Genomic DNA, 19,796 nt, shown 5'->3' with positions numbered 1-19,796 from the left:
CTGCTCGACCGGCTGCTCCCGGCCATCCCCACCCAGGCCGTCGCCGGGCGGCGGCCTGGACGGAACCGGCAGTCCCGGGGGAGCGGACGCGGTCAGGGCAGCTCGGGCAGGTCGTCCGAGTAGAGCAGGGTCAGGTCGTCGGTGCTGACCTCGGTCAGCTCGGCGACCCGGCCCGCGTGCCGCTCCACCATCGACTCGAAGGTCTGGCGCGCGGTGCGGCCGTTGCCGAACGCCGGGCCTTTGGGCAGCGCGGTGAAATACTTCAGCAGCGCCTCGGCCGTGCCCTCCGCGAGCCGGTACTCGTGGTCCTCGGCCTGCTGTTCCACGATCCGCAGCAGTTCGTCGGCCAGATAGTCCTGGAAGGTGATGGTCCGCGAGAACCGGGAGGCCACCCCCGGGTTGACCGAGAGGAACCGCTCCATCTCCGCCGTGTACCCGGCGACGATGACCACCACCGCCTCCCGGTGGTCCTCCATCAGCTTCACCAGGGTGTCGATGGCCTCCTTGCCGAAGTCCCGCGCGGAGTCCTCGGGGGAGAGCGCGTATGCCTCGTCGATGAAGAGGACCCCGCCGCGCGCTCGGTCGAACGCCTCCTGGGTGCGGATCGCGGTGGAGCCGATGTGCTCACCGACCAGATCCACCCGGGACACCTCGACGAGATGCCCGCGCTCCAGCACCCCGAGGGAGGCCAATATCTCCCCGTACAGCCGGGCGACGGTCGTCTTGCCGGTGCCGGGGGAGCCGGTGAAGACCAGATGCCGCCGGACGGACGCCGCCTTCAGCCCCGCCTCCTTGCGGCGCCTGCCCACCTCGATCATGTTGGTGAGCGACCGGACCTCGCGCTTGACGCTCTCCAGGCCGACCAGCGCGTCCAGTTCACCGAGGACGTCCTCGGAGACGCGGGGTGCCTCCGGGGCCGCCTGCGCGGGCGGCGACCCAGGAGTGGAGGGCTGCGCGGGCACCGCCGACAGCAGCCCGGGGGTCTGGACCGCGGTCAGCACCGCCGCCGGCTCCGGCGCACCCCGCTCGGCCGCGGGCCCCACCCCGCTCTCGTCGCTGGTGGAGTCCTCGACGACCAGCAGCGCGGGCTCCGCGAACTCGTAACCGCCGCGCGCGCACCGCTCCGTCCGGCACCGGCTCAGCGTCGTACGGCAACCGTCCATCACATGGAAGCCATAGCCCCCGCTGCCCGTGACCCGGCAGCTCCGGAAGGTCCCGCGGCCCTCCGCCGACACATAGAAACCGGCCTCGGCGGGTGCGGTGACGGTGCACCGCTCGATCACCGGGTCGGCGCCCTTGGTGACGATGACCCCGGTCTGCGCGGCGTCGACGGTACAGCCGTTCAGTGTGCCGCCGCTGCCGTGGTCGCGGAACCAGGCGCCGGTGGACGCCTCCCGGATGCGGCAGTCGTCGAGCTGCGCGGTCGCGCCGTCGCTCACCGACACCGCCGTATTGCGGATCTGGGAGAGATCGCTGTCGACGACATCGACGCGCGAGCCCCGGTCGAGGACGAACAGGGCGTCGGGCACATCGTGGACCCGGCAGGAGTCCAGTACGGCCGTCGCCCCGTCGCTGACCCACACGGCGGGGTAGTCGCCCGTACTCTCATGTATCTCGCACTGGTTGGCGTCCACCCGGGTGCCCGGGTCCCACACCGACAGGCCGTTGCGCCCGAAGCGGCGGACGGTGGAGCGGGTGAGGGTCAGCACGGACCGGGAGCGCAGATCGATCGCGTTCTCCGGGATGTCGTGGATATCGCAGTCGGAGAGTGTGAGGACGGCGTCGGTGTCGAGGGTGACACCGTCGGCCGAGGTGCGGTGCACACTGGAGTCGGTGAGGTGCGCGGTGGCGCGCGAGACGATCTGCACCCCCGTGCCCTTGATCTCGTACACCTCGCAGCCGATGGCTTCCAGACCGCTGCCCTCGCCGCTGACCATCAGCCCCGCGCCCGACGCGTGATGCACCCGGCAGCGCTCCAGCCGGGGGTGCCCGCCGTCGCGCACCGAGATGCCCGACTGCCCGGCCGAGACGACCTCGCACTCCTCGAAGACCCCGCCCGCGCCGTCCAGCACGGCTATGCCGACACCGGCAGGATTGTCCACGGTGCAGCGGCGCACCGTGGGGCGGGCCGAGCCGCGCACCTCAAGACCGGCCGCCGAGCGGGTGGAGATCCGCACATCGATCAGCTCGGGTGTGCCGTCCTCGACCAGCAGCGCGGGCGCGGTCGTGTCCTGGCCCTCCACATGCAGGTCCTGGACCGTCGCCGACGCGCGCAGGGTCAGCGGCACACCGTCGGCGGGCGCGATACGCACCGAACCGAGCGCCCCTTCGGGACCGCGCAGCGTGACGGCCCGCTGGACGACGAGATTCTCCCGGTACGTCCCGGGGGCGACGGTGAGGATGTCGCCGTCGCCCGCGGCCTCCAGAGCAGCCGCGAGAGAGGCGTACTCGCCCGTGCGGCGCCGCCACCGCGATGTGCCGGTGTGGGTCACCTGGACCGTGCCCTGTGCCATCGTGCTGCTCTGCCCCCACCTCGGGATCCGTACCGCTGCGCCTCGGAGGAAGGGGGACGCCCCCTTGGGCCCTGTCTCGTGTGCCGGGTACGGCACGCCCGGTGTCGGCCGCGCGGGCCCGACAGCTCCGCCCTGCCCGGACGGCAGTTCCCGGCCCCACGAGGGGCTCGCACCACCGTAGCGCGCGCGAGGGGCGGTAGTTGACGAGTCACGAGGTCAGCTGCCCGCGCCCGCGCGCCCCCAGTCGGGCCCGGCGGCGGCCCACGCGCGGTCGAGCCGCTCGTATCTCCGGCGGACCAGGCGCCGGCGGACCAGCCGTCTCGCGCATTCGATCAGCAGGGCGGAGAAGAACGCGGCGCCGATGCCCGCCAGCACGGCGTGGATCCGCACGGTCGTCATGTCCATGGGGCGGCTCAGCACCCGGCCCTCGCCGTCGGTCCAGAGGGTGAATCTGTCGCCCGCCCGCGGGTTCTTCAGCAGGGGCGAGAGCGTGCCCGAGTGTCTCCCGCCGTCCGCCGAGGTCCAGCGGGCGATCACGGGCTGCCGCCGGTCGAGGGCGCTCGCGGCATCCGGGTCGTACACCGGTGTCCCGGCCGGCGGGGCGAGGCCGACGACCGTCGCGGTGACCGGCCGGCGCTGCTGCGTCTGCTGGCGTGCCTGCTGCCGCAGCGACTCGTCGGTCATGCTGCCGGAGATCCAGCCGAGCGCCGGCGCCGCGAGGACCAGCAGCAGCACGGCGACGAGCGCCACCCATGCCTCGGCGAGATCCGTCGCCCGGCAGAGGGGATTGTGCCGCCAGCGCCAGACTCCGGTGACCGCTCCCACTCCCCGCACCCCCTTCCGCGTCCGTGACAGCCCGGTGTCACACGGGACATGCACGAGGTGCGTGGCGGGGCGGAGGTCGTCACCCCTGCCCCGCCACGCCCTCGACCGTCCAACGCACCGGACACACCCCAGGGTTCCCCCGGACCTCATCGGGTGTGTGAACTCCGCCGCAGGGGCGGCCGGATGACGGGCGGCCGGGCGCCGGACGGAAGGCGCCGGACGGGAGCGGCGGGCGGCATACGGGCACACTGACGGAAGGAGTCGCGAAAACGACCGTCAGGTGTCGAGAGGGTGCGGGCCGGAGGCGGCAGAGACCGGCCGGCGTCGAAGGGACGCCGGCTACGAGCCCGGGAGCGGACGCCGGCAACAGTCCTGGAAGCGCGGCCCCTTCGGCCTCCCCCTCAGTAACCCTGGCCCGGATACGGGCGGTTGTACGGATCGTGGTAGCCCGCGGGACCCGGGGCGGGCGCGGGTCGGGCGGCCGGGCGCATCGCCTCGTAGCCGCCGGGGGGCACCGGCCGCTGCGGCTGGCCCTGGGGACCCGGGTAGCCCCGCTGCGCCGACTGCTGCGGATGGGGCAGATACGGAGCCGCCGCCTGCTGGAGCGGTACGGGCTGCGGCGCCTGCTGCGCATAGCCGTACGCGGACGAGTACTGGGGCGTCGAGGGTCCCGCCGGAAGGGCCGGGAGCGCCGCGGGAAGCGCCGGCAGATAGCTGCTGCCGGTGTCATAGGCGGCGGGCACTCGGATCGGTGCGATCTGAGGCGTGCCCCGTTCTGCGACCAGGGAGTCGTAGATCGGGGTGTCGGCGAACGACGGAGCGGAGTAGTAGCCACCGCCGTAGGTGGAGCGGGGGGAGGTCATGCCACCTAAGTTAAGCCCACGATGTGCTTTGAGGGGAGCCCGATATGAGGGTTGTTTCCGCGGAGGCCGAGGGGCGCCGACCCCCAATGCGAGCGAACCTGGGAAAATCGGTCGCGCGACAGTGCAAGAATCGTGTAAAGAGCAGGCTGGGGCCGGTAAAGAGCAGGCCGGAGCCGGGATACGGGTGGGTCGGCAGGGGCGCGCAGGGCCCGGCGGAGGTTAGGTTGGCGCTCAGCGAACGTTTTCGGACACTCCGACTCATACGACAGGGGCCAGCATGTCCATGCTCAAAGGAGCAAATACTCCGGTGACGGCGCAGCAGGTCCGCGTCGAACTGGGGTGGCGGTCGGGTCCATCGGTGCCCGATGTCGACGCCTCCGCCCTCCTCCTCGACTCCGGTTCGGGGAAGGTCCGCTCCGACGAGGACTTCATCTTCTACAACCAGCCGGCCCACGCCTCCGGCGCCGTACGCCACGAGGGCAAGCAGAACGTCACCGGCGGTGTGACGGACCGGGTCTGGGTCGACCTGGCGGGCGTGGAGCCCGGGATCGAGAAGATCGTGCTGGCCGCATCCGCCGACAGCGGCAGCTTCGGCCAGGTCCCCGGGCTCACCATCCGGGTCCTCGACGCCTCGTCCGACGCCGAGATCGCCCGCTACGACAGCGGGGACGCGACCGTCGAGACGGCCTTCGTGCTCGGTGAGCTGTACCGGCGGCAAGGGGCCTGGAAGTTCCGGGCGGTGGGACAGGGCTACAGCTCGGGCCTCGTAGGACTGGCGACGGACTTCGGCATCTCCGTCGACGAGCCCCAGCACGACACCCCCGCCCCCGCCGCGCCGCCGGCCGCCCCCGCCGCACCCGCGCAGGCGGCCCCCGTCACCCCCGCCGCGCCCGCACCGCCGCAGGTCACCCCCGCGGCCCCGCCCGCAGCACCCGCCGCGCCCGTCCGGCTGACCAAGGTGACCCTGACGAAGGAGACACCCAGCGTCTCCCTCACCAAACAGGGCGGCACATCCGGCGCCATGCGCGTCAACCTCAGCTGGCAGGTCCGCAAGCAGTTCAAGGGCTGGGGCGCCAAACTCGGCCGCGCCATCGCCATGCACGGCGACCTCGACCTCGACCTCTGCGCGCTCTTCGAACTCACCGACGGCCGCAAGGGGGTCGTCCAGGCCCTCGGCAACTCCTACGGCTCGCTCCAGGACCCCCCGTACATCCATCTCGACCGCGACGACCGCACCGGCGGCACCTCCGGCGAGAACCTCACCATCAACCTCGACCACAAGGACAAGCTCCGCCGCGTCGTCATCTTCGTCACCATCTACGAAGGCGCGCGCAGCTTCGCCGACCTCGACGCGACGGTCACCCTCCAGCCGCAGAACGGCGCCCCCATCGAGTTCTCGCTCGGCGAGTGCACCGTCCCCTCGACGGTCTGCTCCCTTGCGCTGATCACCAACACCGGCTCCGACCTCGTCGTCCAGCGCGAGGCCCGCTTCCTGGTACCCGAGCGCGGTGTGAGCCCCCAGCGCACCATGGACCACACCTACGGGTGGGGCATGAACTGGACCCCCGGCCGCAAGTGACCGCCCGCTGGGGGCGCGGCTGCCCCCGACGGCAGGTCAGCGTTCCGGCGCGGCCTCGGGACGGGCGTAGGTACGCCCTTTCCAGGCCGCGCCGCGGCCCCGGTGGTGCTGCACCGCCGAATCGACCGTCATCAGCAGATACAGCAGCGCCGTGAACGGCAGCAGCGGAGCGAGCAGCGGCGACTGCCGGTAGTAGCGGAGCATCGGCAGATACGTCGCCGTCATCACCGCCCACGCCGTGCCGCCCGCCCAGCCCGCGACGGCGTCACCTCCCAGCACCCCGGCGCACAGCGCGACCGGTGGCGCGAGATAGATCAGCGCCAGCCCCAGCACCGCGACCGCCAGCAGCGGCGGACTGTGCAGGAGTTGGGCGTACGCGCTGCGCGACACCATCCGCCACAGCTCCCCGAGCCCCGGATAGGGCCGCACACTGTCCACCCGGTCGGCCAGCCCCAGCCAGATACGGCCCCCCGACCGGCGAACGGCACGCGCCAGCCACACATCGTCGATGACGGAGTGCCGGATCGACGCGGGAATGTCCGCGCGTTCGGCCGCGTCGGTGCGCAGCAGCACACAGCCGCCCGCCGCCGCCGCGGTCCGGGCGCCCGGCCGGTTGACCCAGCGGAACGGATAGAGCTGGCCGAAGAAGTAGACGAACGCCGGTACGACCAGCCGCTCCCAGCCGCTCACGATCCGCAGCCGCGCCATCTGCGACACCAGGTCGAGACCGCTCCCGCGCGCCGAGGCCACCAGCGTGCGCAGCGAGTCGGGGGCGTGCGCGATATCGGCGTCGGTCAACAGCAGATACTCCGGCTCACCCGCCCTCGCCCGCGCGATGCCGTGCCGCAGCGCCCACAGCTTGCCCGTCCAGCCGGGCTCCGGCTCACCGGGGGAGACCACGCTCAGCGGCAGCCCGCCGTGCCGTTCGGACAGAGCGCGGGCCAGCTCCCCCGTACCGTCCGAACTGCCGTCGTCCACCAGAACGATCTCGGCACGCCCCGGGTAGTCCTGGGCCAGCAGCGAGGGCAGGCTGTCCCCCAGCACCGCGGCCTCGTCCCGGGCCGGCACGACGACGGCGACAGCGGGCCAGGAGCCGCCCCCGGAGCCCGGATCGGCTCGGGGCGGCAGCCGCTGGTCGGTGCGCCAGAAGAAGCCCTGCCCCAGCAGCAGCCACCCCCATGCGGCCAGTGATCCGACGGCGGTCCAGGCGAGGGCGCTCATGTGCCGCAGTCTGCCGCACCGCGCGGGCGCCGCAAGGGTTGTCGACTATGGTGACCGGGTGAAGATCGCGCTCATGGACTCCGGCATCGGACTCCTCGCGGCGGCTGCCGCGGTACGCAGACTCAGGCCGGACGCCGATCTGGTGCTGTCGTCCGACCCCGACGGCATGCCCTGGGGCCCCCGGACGCCCGGCGATGTCACCGAACGCGCCCTCGCCGTCTGCCGGGCCGCCGTCGCGCACGGCCCCGACGCGCTGATCGTCGCCTGCAACACCGCGACCGTGCACGCCCTGCCCGCGCTCCGCGCCGAACTGGAACCGGCCGTCCCCGTCATCGGCACGGTCCCCGCGATCAAACCGGCCTCCGCCGATGGCGGCCCGCTCGCCATCTGGGCCACCCCGGCCACCACCGGCAGCCCGTACCAGCGCGGACTCATCCGCGAGTTCGCGGGATCCGCCGCCGTCACCGAGGTGCCCTGCCCCGGTCTCGCGGACGCAGTCCAGAGCGCCGACAGCGCCGCCGTCGACCGGGCGATCGCCGCGGCGGCGGCGCGCACCCCCGCCGGGGTCAGGGCCGTCGTCCTGGGCTGCACCCACTACGAACTGGTCGCCGAGCGCATCAGGGCCGCGGTCGGACACCCCGTCGCCCTGCACGGCTCGGCCGCCGCGGTCGCCGCACAGGCCCTGCGGCGCATCGGCGCACCGCCCCTCACCGGCGCCGCCCCGCACACCGCCGTACGCGGCCGGCTCACCGTGATCCTCAGCGGCCGGGAGTCCGCGCTCCCGGCCCAGGCGCTGAGCTATCCCGAGTCCCGGCTGCTCCAGGAAGTCACCGCCGCGCACTGACCGTGACCGGCCTCCCGGTGGGCTTCGTCACCCGTACATGATCCCTGGACGGAGTCGGTGCCGCGTGCCGGGAAGCTCGGTACTCTGCTGGCATGAGGGACCACTCCGACGAGATGACGCCGCCACCCGGGCTCCCCGTGGACCCCGCGCCCGCGGTGTGGACCGGCCGGGCGACCAATCGCATGCAGTGGCTGCTCGCGATCGCGGGCGCCGCCTTCATAGCGCTCGGCATCGAACTGGCCGTCGAATCGTCGTGGGCCTCCGGCATAGCTCCGCTGCTGATGTCCGTCATCGGCTGTGTGGCCGCGGGCCTGCTGATGCTCTACGGCACCGTCGCCTTCGTCCATGTGGCGGTCAAGGTCGACAGTGACGCCGTCGAGGTGCGCTGCGGCCATATGGGGCTGCCGCGCCGGCGGATTCCGCTCTCCCATGTGGTGGGCGCCGAATTCGCGCCGTCGGTCACCCCCCGGCAGTGGGGTGGCTGGGGCTACCGCTGGCGGCCGGAGAAGGGGACGGCCGTCGTGGTGCGCCGGGGCGAGGGAGTGGTGGTCACTCTGGGGGACGGCAAGGAGTTCACCGTGACGGTGGATGACGCGGAGGCGGCGGTACGGGCCATCCGGGACCGGCTCCGTCCGGGGTCGGGGACACCCGCGCAGGTCTGAAGTTCTGCGCAGGTCCGAGTCCCGCGTACGTCTGAGTCCTGCGACATGTCCGAGTCCCGCGCACGCCTGAGTCCTGCGACAGCTCTGAGTCCTGCGCACGTCTGAGTCCGGGGTGCCGCCCCGAAGGGTGCCCTGCGAGGTTTCTCCCCTTGCCGCGTTCCGCCGTGCCGCTGCCGGGGCTCAGCCCCGGAGGCGTGGAGATACCCCGGCGCCTCAATCTCCCCCAGGGCTTCGCCTGGGTGGTACCCCCAGGCGGGGGCTCGGAGTGCCGGGGAGCGAGGGGCGTACGCCCGCTTCCGGGGTGCCCGGGACGGTCACGCGGGCCGTCGCCACGCCTGCGAGCAGGCCCGCCCCGGCGGTCACCGGGGAAAAGCTCAGCGCGTTGCCCAGGGTGGCCAGCACCGCCAGCGCGGTGAGGGCCGCGCCCGCGCTCAGCACGACCGGGGTGGCGCGGGGGGAACGCCACAGGCCGTAGAGAATCCACCCGAATGCAGTAGCCAGCAGCGCGAGTCCCACGGCACCCTGCTCGGCCGCCTGCTGGAGCACGGCCGAGTGCGGTTTGCCGTTCGTGGCCGCCGACTGCTGGGCCGTGGCACTCAGGGTGCCGAAGCGGTCGGGGCCCACTCCCCGCAGCGGGTCGCTCTCGGCGAGCGCCGCCGCCTCCTGCCAGAGGGTCACCCGGCGGTGGGTGAGCTGACCCTCCAGGGAATGGGCGAGCCCGTCCGGCAGCGCGTTCCGTGCCACACCCCAGGTCATCGCGACCGCCAGGCCGGCCACGAGCGCCAGACCGGTGAGCGCGACCGCGCGCCGCCGTATCCGCGCCGTCGCCAGCGAGCAGAGCAGAACAGCGGACGCCGCCGCGAAACCGGCGGCGGAGCCCACGGCGAGCGCCGTGCCCGCGACGGCGAGTGCCAGCAGCCGCAGCCCCAGCCGCAGCGCCGGGGGGCGGGCGGCGGCGGCAGCGCAGCAGGCCGAGCCCGCGGAGAGCACCAGCAGGGCGGCGGTCGCCCCGGTGTCCCCGGGCTGCCCGGGAACACCCACCGGGGTCCCGGGGACGCCGTCGCGCGAGGCGAGCACCAGAGTGAGCGCGGCCAGCGATGCCGTGGCGGCGGCGGCCACCGGAAGCAGGGTGCCCACCATCCGGCCGCAGGCGTATCCGGCGGCGACGGCGAACACGGCCAGCAGCACACCCTCGGGCCGCGCGTCCCGGCCCATGGCGCTGACCAGCGACCACACGGCACACGCGGTGAGGACCACGACACCACCGGTGTCCGTTCCGACGCTCCGCTCCCGCGCCCCGGCCCGCCTGTCCGGTGCCGTCATCCCGCAGACCCCCCGATCTGTGACAACCACGCCGCTCCGCCCCGAACCGGAGCGGACGACCAGGCTGGCGCAACGGTAACGGCAGAGACACGGGTTTGTGGATGGGTTGCACAGGAACATCACCTCGGACGTGGATTCGGAGGGTCCGCCTGTCGGCCCTCCCTGTCCGCGCGCCTGTCTGACCGCCCGCCTGCCTGCCTGCCGGTCCGTGCGCCTGCCGGTCCGTCCGTGCGCCCGTCCGCCCTGTGGGCCCGCCCGTCCGCGCGGCGTGGTCCGCCGGGCCCGCGCGGTTCACCGGACGCCCCCGGCCGCCGGGCCCCGACCCCCGGTCCAGAGCCCGGGATGCCGTACGGGCACCCCCGCGCCGTAGACTCCGGCAGGTGAGCGCCACCGTCACCCCCGTCGACACCCCGCAGCCCGCCTCCACCGCACGCCGGTCGCCGCTGCGGCGGCTCGTCCGGCCGGGGGCCGCCGCACTCGCCGGCGTACTGCTCTGTCTGAGCTTTCCGCCACGGCCGCTGTGGTGGCTGGCGCTCCCCGCCTTCGCCCTCCTCGGCTGGACTCTGCACGGACGCGGGCCACGTCCCGCGTTCGGTCTCGGCTGGCTCGCCGGCCTCGGCTTTCTGCTGCCGCTGCTCAGCTGGACCGGTGAGGAGGTCGGTCCGGTGCCGTGGGTGGCGCTGGCAGCGGTGGAAGCCCTGTTCATCGGCCTCGCCTGCCTGGGCATCGCCGCCGTCACCCGGCTTCCGGTGTGGCCGGTGTGGGCTGCCGCCGTCTGGATCCTGGGCGAGGCCGTCCGCGCCCGGGTGCCCTTCGGCGGATTCCCCTGGGGCAAGATCGCCTTCGGCCAGGCGGACGGTGTGTTCCTGCCGCTCGCCGCGGCGGGCGGCACACCGGTCCTCGGCTTCGCCGTCGTCCTGTGCGGTTTCGGACTGTACGAGGCCGTCCGGCTGGGCATCGCTCGCCGGCGTACGGGCGAACTCCCGCGCGGCCCCCTCGCCGCCGCCCTGCTCACGGTGTTCGTCCCGGTGACGGCCGCGTTCGCGGCACTGCCCCTCGTCGACGCCTCCGCCGAGGACGGCACCGCGACCGTCGCCGCGATCCAGGGAAATGTGCCCCGCCTGGGGCTGGACTTCAACGAGCAGCGCCGCGCGGTCCTCGACAACCATGCCCGCCGCACCGAGCAGCTCGCCGCCGATGTGAAGGCGGGCCGGGCCCAGAAGCCGGACTTCGTCCTGTGGCCGGAGAACTCATCGGACCTCGACCCCTACCGCAACCCCGACGCCCGCCAGGTCATCGACAACGCCGTCCGCGCCATCGGTGTCCCCACCGTCGTCGGCGCGGTCATCACCCCCGAGACCGGCAAGCTCCGCAACACCCTCATCGAATGGGACCCCCGGAACGGACCCGTCGCCACCTACGACAAGCGCCATGTGCAGCCCTTCGGCGAGTACATTCCGATGAGGTCCTTCGTCCGACTCTTCAGCTCCGACGTCGACCGGGTGCGCCGTGACTTCGGCCCCGGCGACAAGGTCGGCGTCTTCGATCTCGCGGGCACCAAGGTCGGTCTTGTCACCTGCTTCGAGGCGGCCTTCGACGACATGGTGCGGGACACCGTCACCCAGGGCGCCCAGCTCATCTCCGTACCCAGCAACAACGCCACCTTCGGGCGCAGCGAGATGACGTATCAGCAACTGGCGATGGACCGGGTGCGGGCCGTCGAGCACAGCCGGTCGGTCGTGGTGCCCGTCACCAGCGGGGTCAGCGCCGTCATCATGCCCGACGGGAAGATCGTGCAGCGGACCGAGCTGTTCACCCCCGACGCGCTGGTCGCCGAGGTGCCGCTGCGCTCCTCGCTGACCCCGGCGACCCGGCTCGGGGTCTGGCCCGAGATCGCGCTGCTCCTGGTCGCTGCGGGCGGTCTGGGCAGGGTCCTGACCCAGGCGGTACGGGCCCGTCGCGCTCGCCGGACCGCTGCCGGTGACCGCGCCCCCGGCACCGCGTAGCACCGAAGAACCGGCCGGGCTTCGGGCGCGCGTGCCGCTTCCGCCGGCACCCGGCCCTCACCTGCCCAGGCACAGTCTTCTGCAACACGCTTTAGGGTCGGAGCCATGGCAACTCCCGACTTCATCCGCGAGATCCGGGCCACGGCCGGTCACCAGCTCCTGCTGCTGCCGGGCGTCAGCGCCGTCGTCTTCGACGACGAGGGGCGGGTGCTGCTCGTGCGGCGTGCCGACAACGGCGCATGGTCGATCATCGGCGGTATCCCCGAACCGGGCGAGGAACCCGCCACGACCGCGGTGCGCGAGGTCTACGAGGAGACCGCGGTCCACTGCGCCGCCGAGCGGGTCGCCGTCGTCCAGGCGATGGCCCAACCGGTGGTCTACCCCAACGGCGACAGCTGCCAGTACCTGGACGTCACCTTCCGCTGCCGCGCGACCGGGGGAGTGGCCCGGGTGAACGACGAGGAGTCGGTGGAGGTGGGGTGGTTCGCCATGGACGCGATGCCGGAGCTGGGGGAGTTCGCCCGCTTCCGGATCGCGCAGTCCCTCGCCGAGGGCCCGGCGTGGTTCCGTCCGGCGCCGGGGGCCGGCTGACCTCCCACGGCGCGACGGACCGCCGGGTGCCCGTCACACCTGTGCCAGGGCCGGGTCCGGCGTACGGCGGCGTTCCGCCCGCAGGGAGGGCACCACGGCCAGGGCGACCGCGGCGGCGAGCAGGCCCGCGCCGGTCAGCAGCAGGGAGTTCGCCGTGGGGAGCTGGGCGATCCCCGCGCCGACGCCGCTCGCCTTCCCCTCCAGGTCGATCACTGGGCGTGCCACCAGCAGACCCGTGGCCGTCCCGATGACGACGGCGGCGCTCGCGGTCACCGCGCAGTTGGTGACCACGACCCCAGCCAGTTGACGAGGCGTCAGGCCGATGGCGCGCAGCGCGGGAAGCTCCCGGGAGTGATGCCATACGGCGGAACTCACCGATGCCGACAGTTCGGCCACCGCGATCAGCGCGAGTACGCCGATGAGCCCGGTCAGGACCTGCCGCACCAGCTCCGCCGAGGCGACCGGGGGCGGGGTGCGCCGGATATCGGCGCCCGGGAGGGCCGCCGACAGTTCACGGGCGACCGAGTCAGGGTCGGCACCCGGCCGCAGCAGCAGGGCGTACGCCTGCGGGTCGGTGGCCGTACGGCTCTCCCTCAGGGTGTCCAGCGTCGTGGTGACGACCAGACCGCTGTGCTCGGGCTCGATGGAACGGCCCACGATATGCACGATGTGGGGGGTGCCGCCCACCGTGAGCCGCACCCACTGGCCCACCCTGGCCCGGGTGGCGTCCAGCAGCCCCTGCCCGGCCAGCGCCTCATGGGACGCGGCGGGCACCCTGCCCTCCACCGCCACGAACGGATACGGCTGCCCGCGCGTGCCAAGACCCCGCAGGGTCACCGACCGGGTCTGGCCGGGGATCAACGCGGTGACCTCGGCCGCCGGAAACACCGCGCGCACCCTCTCGTGCGCCGTCAGCCGCGCCACGGCGGGCGCGTCGAGTCCGCCCTCCCGCCGGACGGTGAGCGGCGCGGCCGGATTGACCTGGGTCCCGTCGCCGTCGTCGAGGCCGTCGAGGGTCGCGATCGCCGACAGCGCCACCGTGATCAGCACGACGGGCACCGCGAGCCTGACGACACTCGCCGCGAAACGCGACCGCCGGTGGACCGCTCCGCGCCACCCCAGCACCAACTGCGGGGGCGCGCCCCGGCGCAGGGCGACCCGGGCCGCCCGGGAGATCCTGCGGGGCGCGGGCCGGACGGTCCGGGCGGCGGGGCTCGGCGACACCCGTGCCGCCCGCCACGCGGCGAACGCGGTGGCGGCGGCGATCACCAGGACGGTCGCCGCGCCGATGACCGCGTACGCCCCGGTGGCACCCGGCAGGGCCCAGCTGTAGGCCACCGCCTCACCGATGGGCCCCGGCACCCGGGAGCCGAGCGTCCGCACCGCGAGCGATCCGGACGCCACCCCCACCAGCGCCAGCGCCGTGTGCTGACCGAGGAACATCGCGGCGACCTGGGCAGGAGTCATCCCCAGGGCCTTGAGGGCCGAGATGTCCCGGAGCTGGCCCAGCACCCGGCCGCCGACCCCTCCGGTGACGGCGATCGCCGCCGCGAGCAGCGCGCCGATGCCGAAGACCCGGAGCAACTGCCCGAGCAGCCGGTTGTCATCGGCGAACGCGGCTCGCGCCTCCCGCCACGTCGACACGCTGACGACCTGCCCGGCGCCGACGGACGCGATGGCCTGCTGGACGACGAAGTCGGTGTCCGCCGGGTCGGCCAGGCGCAGTCCCGCGGTCTGTCCCGCGCGTGGCCCGTCTCCGTACCGGCCGACCGTGGCCGGTGACGTCCAGGCGATGCCCGGCCGCTCGCCCGCGTCGTAACCGGCCTCCGACGTCGCCACGATGCCCACGACCCGCAGCGACTCCCCGCCCGGCGGGCCCTGCCGGACGGACAGCCGGTCACCCGGCCGTACCCACAGCGCCTCGGCGGCCGTGCTGTCCAGGACGATCTCGCCCTCGGCACCGCTCAGCCGGGAGCCGGTCAGCAGCCGTGCCGTACCCGGGCCCGGCCCGTCGTCCGGTGTGGCGCGCAGTTCCAGGGCGGCGGTCGCGGAGCCGCCCGTGACCGTGAGCGCCGCCGTCGGGTAGGGGCCCGACACCCGCCGGACGCCGTCGAGTTCGCGCAGGCCGCGCGGGTCGGCGGTCTCGCCCAGCCGAAGCCAGACATGGTTGCCGCGGGTCTCGGTGAACAACTGCTGCCAGGGGCTCGCCGCGAACTGCAGCAGCGCGGCCGACAACAGGAACGCGGCGGTGATGCCCGCCGTCGCGAGCGCGAGCGTGGCGGCCTGCCCCCGGTGCGTGCGCAGGTCCGTCAGGGCCCAGCGCAGGATGGCGCGCACCGGCCTACTCCGCCAGCTCTACGAGGCCGGCGGCCGGGTCGCCGCCCTCACCGTCGGACAGCCGGGTGTCGTCGATGATCCGGCCGTCACTGAAGCTGATCACCCGCTCGGCCGCACTGGCGACCCGGGCGTCATGGGTGACCAGCACGATGGTCTGGCCCTGCCGGTGCAGCGAGGACAGCAGCCGGACCACATCACGGGTGCCACGGCTGTCCAGACTGCCCGTGGGCTCGTCGGCGAGCAGCAGATCCGGCCGGTTCACCAGCGCCCGCGCGAGCGCCACCCGCTGCTGCTCGCCACCGGAGAGATCGCCGGGCAGGCTGTCCTCCTTGCCCTCAAGCCGCAGTTCGGCCAGCAGCGCGCCGACCGCTTCCCGGCTCTCCCGGGCACCGCGGCCCGCGAGCAGCGCGGGCATCTCGATGTTGTCCGCCACGGTGAGCGTCGAGACGAGATTGAAGAACTGGAAGACGATACCGATCCGGCGCCGCCGCAGCATCGCCAGGCGCGCTTCGCCGAGTTCGTCCACCCGGTGGCCGTCGAGGGTGATGGTGCCGCTGTCGGGGCGTTCGAGACCGGCGAGGAGATGCAGCAGGGTCGACTTGCCCGCGCCCGAAGTGCCGGTGACCGCGATGAACTCGCCGCGCGCCACCTCCAGATGGACATCGTGGACCGCGCGCACCCGGCTGCCGTCGGTCGTATGGCTCTTGGTCAGCCCGGTGACGCTCAGAAGCAGAGGGGGGCCTGAGGGCCCGGCGGCCCCTTCGCCGCTGCTCATTCCAGCTCCTCCTGACATCGCTCCAACCAGTCCAGATCGGCCTGGAGATGCAACGTCGCCCCCTCGATCAGCAGACTCGCGATGCGGTTCTCCCGCCCCTCGCCGGAATCCGGACCGCCCCCGGTGTCCATCCGGGACAGCGCGCGCATCAGATTCAGATAGTGCCGTCGCTGCTTGTTGATCAGTCCGATCTGGTCCGCCCGGCCGGTGCGGTGGGCCAGCGCGAGCTTCATGAAGAAGTCGTCGCGCACCCGGGGGGCGTCGGAAGGCGTCTCGTACCAGGCGTCCACCGCTTCCCGTCCCGCGTCCGTGATCGCGAAGATCCGCTTGTCCGGCCGGTCCGACTGGCTCACATGCCTGCCCTCGATGAGCCCCGCCTGTTCGAGTCGGCCCAGAGTGACATAGATCTGACCGATGTTCGGCTGAGGGTACGCCGCGCCCAGGAGTTTCTCCAGAGCCTGTCTCAGCTCATAGCCGTGGGCGGGACCACCGGCGAGCAGCGCCAGCAGATGAAGACGCACGGTGCCGCGTTCCCTCCTGGGTCGTGTGGTCTGCCCGGACACTCCGCGCTCGGGGGCAGTGAATCTGTACTTCCAGACACCATGTCGGCCTGTGGACCTCCATGATGCCTGGTACGGAACTATCACGGACCGGGCCGGGGGCGCACGGGCCGGGCACCCGCCCCGACCCTCGGCGGGCAGGATCGGAGCACGGAAGGGCACACCGCCCGGCACCGGGATCGGAGTACCGATGGCACACCGCCCGGCACCGGGACCGGCAGCCGGACGGGCACCCGTTCCGGTACGGGGACCGGCACTCGGATCGGCACACCGACCGGCACACGGAGAGGACATCGACTGATGCGGTGGGCGGGGACGTGGACGTGGACGTGGGCGGCAGGCAGGGCATTTCTCGCGTCGGCCGTACTGCTGGCGGCCGTCGCCGGGCCCGGCGCGGACCGCGAACGGTCCGCCGTCGCGCCCGGCGGCCGGGGTCCGCTGACCATCGCGACCGGCCGCGATCTCACCGGCTATCTCCGCGATGTGCTTGAGGGGTGGAACCGTACGCACCCCGGCGAGGAGGCCCGGCTGGTCGAACTGCCCGAGGCGGCCGACGAGGTGCACGCCCAGATGCAGGACAGCCTGCGCGCGGGGAGCCGGTTCGACATCCTCAACATCGATGTGGCGTGGACCGCCGAGTTCGCCGGGCGCGGCTGGATCGCCCCGGTCGACCCCCGGGGACTCCCGCTGGACCGGCTGCTGCCCTCCGTCATCGACACGGCCACCTACGGCGGCAGGCTCTACGCCGTGCCCTATGTCACCAACGCCGGGCTGCTCTTCTACCGCAAGGACATCCTGGACCGCGAGGGCGTCAGGCCGCCGCGCACCTGGAACGAGCTGGCCGAGGTGGCCTCCTCGCTCTCCCGGAAGTACCGGATGGGCGGCTACGCGGGCCAGTTCCTGCCGTACGAGGGGCTGACGGTCAATGTCACGGAGGCGATCCAGTCGGCGGGCGGCTCCCTCGTCGAGGGGAACGGCCGGGTGACGGTCGACTCGCCCGAGGCGCTGGCGGGGCTGTCCTTTCTGACCAGGGGTGTCAAGGAGGGCTGGATCCCGAAGGAGTCGCTGACCTACAAGGAGGAGGACTCCCGTACGGCCTTCCAGGACGGAAAGCTGCTCTTCCTGCGCAACTGGCCCTATGTGCATGTGATGGCCTCCGCCCCCGGGTCGCGCATCGCAGGCAAGTTCGGCGCCGTCCCGCTGCCGGGACCCGCCGGTCCCGGCACGGGGGTGCTCGGCGGCTCCAACCTCGCCGTCAACTCCCGGTCCCGGCACCCCGCGTCCGCCGCCGACCTCATGGCCTACCTCCTCAGTGAACATGTGCAGCGCCGGGTCCTCACCGAGGGCGCGCTGCCCCCCGTCTGGGCGTCGCTGTACCGGGACGCCGGCCTGGTCCGCCGCTTCCCGTATCTGCCGGTGCTCGCGGAGAGCGTCCGCACGGCCCGGGTGCGGACCAAGCATGTGCAGTACGAGCAGATGAACCTGGCGATCGCCGCGATCACCCACAGCGCGCTCGCCGGGCGCATCACCCCGGCGGCGGCGCTGGCCCGGCTGGAGCGCGAACTGCGCGCTGTGGTGTCCGGGGAGTAGCCCGCGTCTGCCCACGGGCCCGCCTGGACTCTGCCGGGCCCGTCTGGACTCTGCCGACCTCTCCGGGACCTGGCAGGCCGGGTCCCGGCCGACCAGGCCCGGTTCGACGCGCCCCACCTCGCCCGGCCCGATCTGCGCCCCGATCCCGGCCGTACCGGCCGTACCCGCCGTACTCGTGCCCGGACGACTGGATCTACCTACGTGTTGAGTATCGAGATACTCATACGGCGAACCGGTCGGCACTCCGAGCTGCCTGTCGGTGCATCAACTCCTCACGTTTGGGCGTAATTTCTTCCTACGGCTTGACGTTGCTCGCCGCCATCTACCTAACATGTATGTATGGCCGCTTGTGAAGGACGGTGACGGATGTTCATGGCCCCGGCAGTGGACACCAACACCCCGTGCGACAGTCTCCGGCCGGCGTCACGGCAACCGCGCGTGCGGACGGACGGTGGAGCGGGAGCGTGGTGGCGCCACGCGGTGATCTATCGGATCCATGTCCGCAGCTTCCTCGACAGCACCGGAGACGGCATCGGCGATCTCGCCGGCGTCCGGGCCGGGCTGCCGTACGTCCGCAGGCTCGGGGCCGACGGCATCCGGCTGACCCCCTTCCACCCCTCTCCCCGGCACGACGACGGCTCCGACGTGGCCGACCACTGCGCCGTCGACCCCGCGTACGGCGATCTGGCGGAGTTCGACCGGCTGGTCGCGGACGCCCGGCAGGCCGGGCTCAGGGTCGTCATCGACCTCGTGCCGAACCACTGCTCCCGTGAGCACCGCTGGTTCCGTGAGGCCCTCGCCGCCGCACCCGGCGGCGCCCCGAGGTCGCTGTTCCACTTCGCCGCCGGACGGGGGCCCGGGGGTGAACTGCCGCCCAACGACTGGCGGTCCGTGTCCGGCGGCCCTGCCTGGTCCCGGATCGCGGAGGCCGACGGCCGCCCGGGACAGTGGTATCTGCACCTCCGCGGCCACCGGCGGCCGGATCTCAACTGGCGCGATCCACGCGTCGTCCGTTCCTTCGACCGCGTCCTGCGCTTCTGGCTCGACCGAGGTGTGGACGGTTTCCGGATCGAGGGCGCGGCGGACCTCCTCCACCATCCCGGGCCGCCCGGCTCCGGCGATCCGGCGGCCGACGAGCGCGCCCGTGCGGCGGACAGCCCCCTCGCCCGGGACCGGCCCGAGGTGCATGAGATCTGGCGGCGCTGGCGGTCCCTGTGCGAGTCCTACACCGCGCGGGACGGGCGCGTACGGCTGCTGGCCGGCGACTTCCGCCTACCGACGCCCGCCGATGAGGCCGCCCGTGTCGGGCCCGGCGAACTGCACCAGGCGTTCTCCTTCGCACTGCTGGGCACGCCCTGGAACGAGGACGCCTTCCGCAAGGCCATCGGCGATGCGATGCGCGATGTCTCGGGCACCGGGTCGACCGTCACCTGGCTGCTCGACAACGGTGACCGGGCGCGCTCGGCGACCCGGCACCACGGCTCCGACACGGTGGCGGGCGCGGCCCGCGCCAGGGCCGCCGCGCTGCTGATGCTGGCGCTGCCCGGAGCCGCCTGTGTCCACCAGGGCGAGGAGCTGGGGCTGCCCGAGGTGGAGCTGCCCGGCGAGGCGCTGACGGACCCCATCTTCCGCAGGGCCGGCAGCCGTCAGTATGTGCGCGACGGCTGCCGTGTGCCGCTGCCGTGGTCCGGTCACGCCTCGCCGTTCGGCTTCACCGGCCCGGACGCCTCAGCCCCGCCCTGGCTGCCCCAGCCCGGCTGGTTCGCCGAACACCCCACCGACCGGGCGCTCAACGACACCGGATCCTTCTGGCACCTCTACCGCAGCGCTCTCGTCGTACGCCGGAGGTTCCACCGCCCCGGCGACGGCGTCCCGCGCCGGCTCGAAGCCCCGCCCGGAGTCCTCGCGTTCGCGCGCCGGGACGGCCTGGTGTGCGCGGTCAACTTCCGCGACCAGCCGGCCCCGGCGCCGGTCGCGGGCACACCGCTGCTCACCAGCGGCCCGTGCGCGCCCGGCACTCTCGCGGGGAACTCGGCGGCGTGGTGGCAGGCCGACGATCTCCCCGGCCCACGGCCCGCCGCCCGGCGGGACGGCGGGCCCGCCTCCC

The 19,796-nt window shown here is 73.3% G+C and carries 15 protein-coding genes; 7 read left to right on the top strand and 8 right to left on the bottom strand.

The annotated features are described in order from the left end of the window. Positions 1–92: 92 nt before the first annotated feature. From ACWF94_RS09830 to ACWF94_RS09820, 3 genes are all read right to left on the bottom strand, one after another. Complete coding sequence (locus ACWF94_RS09830; RefSeq protein ID WP_453486436.1) at positions 93–2,513, bottom strand: right-handed parallel beta-helix repeat-containing protein; 2,421 nt, start codon at positions 2,511–2,513, stop codon at positions 93–95. A gap of 216 nt (positions 2,514–2,729) precedes the next feature. After that, complete coding sequence (locus ACWF94_RS09825; protein WP_453486434.1) at positions 2,730–3,338, bottom strand: Rv1733c family protein; 609 nt, start codon at positions 3,336–3,338, stop codon at positions 2,730–2,732. 401 nt (positions 3,339–3,739) lie between these two features. Next, positions 3,740–4,201 carry a DUF6643 family protein gene (locus ACWF94_RS09820; protein WP_453486433.1) on the bottom strand — a complete coding sequence of 154 codons (462 nt, stop codon included), beginning with the start codon at positions 4,199–4,201 and terminating at the stop codon, positions 3,740–3,742. A 277-nt stretch (positions 4,202–4,478) separates the two neighbouring features. Between ACWF94_RS09820 and ACWF94_RS09815 the strand changes: the two genes are divergently transcribed. Next, positions 4,479–5,780: a TerD family protein gene (locus tag ACWF94_RS09815; RefSeq protein WP_453486431.1), complete on the top strand. Its 1,302-nt coding sequence runs from the start codon at positions 4,479–4,481 to the stop codon at positions 5,778–5,780. 36 nt (positions 5,781–5,816) lie between these two features. On the opposite strand, the gene ACWF94_RS09810 is transcribed toward ACWF94_RS09815, so the two are convergent. Further along, positions 5,817–7,001, bottom strand: a complete 1,185-nt coding sequence (locus tag ACWF94_RS09810; RefSeq protein ID WP_453486429.1) for a glycosyltransferase — start codon at positions 6,999–7,001, stop codon at positions 5,817–5,819. On the opposite strand from ACWF94_RS09810, the gene ACWF94_RS09805 reads away from it, so the two are divergent. Together ACWF94_RS09805 and ACWF94_RS09800 are read left to right on the top strand one after the other, a co-directional pair. After that, positions 7,000–7,845: a glutamate racemase gene (locus tag ACWF94_RS09805; RefSeq protein WP_453486427.1), complete on the top strand. Its 846-nt coding sequence runs from the start codon at positions 7,000–7,002 to the stop codon at positions 7,843–7,845. The two genes, ACWF94_RS09810 and ACWF94_RS09805, sit on opposite strands and share 2 nt — an antisense overlap. A gap of 92 nt (positions 7,846–7,937) precedes the next feature. Then, the gene (locus ACWF94_RS09800) at positions 7,938–8,507 is read left to right on the top strand and encodes a hypothetical protein (RefSeq protein ID WP_453486426.1); all 570 of its coding nucleotides are present in this window, start codon (positions 7,938–7,940) and stop codon (positions 8,505–8,507) included. A gap of 213 nt (positions 8,508–8,720) precedes the next feature. Here the strand turns inward: ACWF94_RS09800 and ACWF94_RS09795 are convergent, their stop codons facing one another. Further along, a complete protein-coding gene (locus ACWF94_RS09795; RefSeq protein ID WP_453486424.1) occupies positions 8,721–9,830 on the bottom strand; it encodes an O-antigen ligase family protein in 1,110 nt (369 codons plus the stop codon). Between the two features lie 380 nt (positions 9,831–10,210). Between ACWF94_RS09795 and lnt the strand changes: the two genes are divergently transcribed. Both lnt and ACWF94_RS09785 read left to right on the top strand, forming a co-directional pair. Next, the gene (gene lnt, locus ACWF94_RS09790; protein ID WP_453486422.1) at positions 10,211–11,836 is read left to right on the top strand and encodes an apolipoprotein N-acyltransferase; all 1,626 of its coding nucleotides are present in this window, start codon (positions 10,211–10,213) and stop codon (positions 11,834–11,836) included. Between the two features lie 105 nt (positions 11,837–11,941). Then, the gene (locus tag ACWF94_RS09785; protein ID WP_453486420.1) at positions 11,942–12,427 is read left to right on the top strand and encodes an NUDIX hydrolase; all 486 of its coding nucleotides are present in this window, start codon (positions 11,942–11,944) and stop codon (positions 12,425–12,427) included. Between the two features lie 33 nt (positions 12,428–12,460). Here the strand turns inward: ACWF94_RS09785 and ACWF94_RS09780 are convergent, their stop codons facing one another. Genes ACWF94_RS09780 through ACWF94_RS09770 form a run of 3 tightly spaced genes read right to left on the bottom strand, consistent with a single transcriptional unit; the run spans position 12,461 to position 16,060 of the window. Next, entirely contained in the window at positions 12,461–14,764 is a 2,304-nt protein-coding gene (locus ACWF94_RS09780; RefSeq protein WP_453486418.1) for an ABC transporter permease, read from the bottom strand. Between the two features lie 4 nt (positions 14,765–14,768). After that, positions 14,769–15,539 (bottom strand): ABC transporter ATP-binding protein, encoded by a 771-nt coding sequence (locus ACWF94_RS09775; protein WP_453486416.1) that lies wholly within the window; start codon positions 15,537–15,539, stop codon positions 14,769–14,771. Next, positions 15,536–16,060, bottom strand: coding sequence for a PadR family transcriptional regulator (locus tag ACWF94_RS09770; RefSeq protein WP_453486414.1), 525 nt, complete (start codon positions 16,058–16,060; stop codon positions 15,536–15,538). Before ACWF94_RS09770 ends, ACWF94_RS09775 begins: the two co-directional genes overlap by 4 nt. 339 nt (positions 16,061–16,399) lie before the next feature. Here ACWF94_RS09770 and ACWF94_RS09765 point away from each other — a divergent pair, with 339 nt between their 5' ends. Next, positions 16,400–17,689 carry an ABC transporter substrate-binding protein gene (locus tag ACWF94_RS09765; protein WP_453486413.1) on the top strand — a complete coding sequence of 430 codons (1,290 nt, stop codon included), beginning with the start codon at positions 16,400–16,402 and terminating at the stop codon, positions 17,687–17,689. 366 nt (positions 17,690–18,055) lie between these two features. Continuing rightward, on the top strand, positions 18,056–19,796 hold a 1,741-nt coding region (locus ACWF94_RS09760), incomplete at its 3' end, for an alpha-amylase family glycosyl hydrolase (RefSeq protein ID WP_453486411.1).

The sequence above is a fragment of the Streptomyces sp. NPDC055078 genome, assembly GCF_053607985.1.
This window is presented reverse-complemented; position numbering and strand designations above follow the sequence as displayed.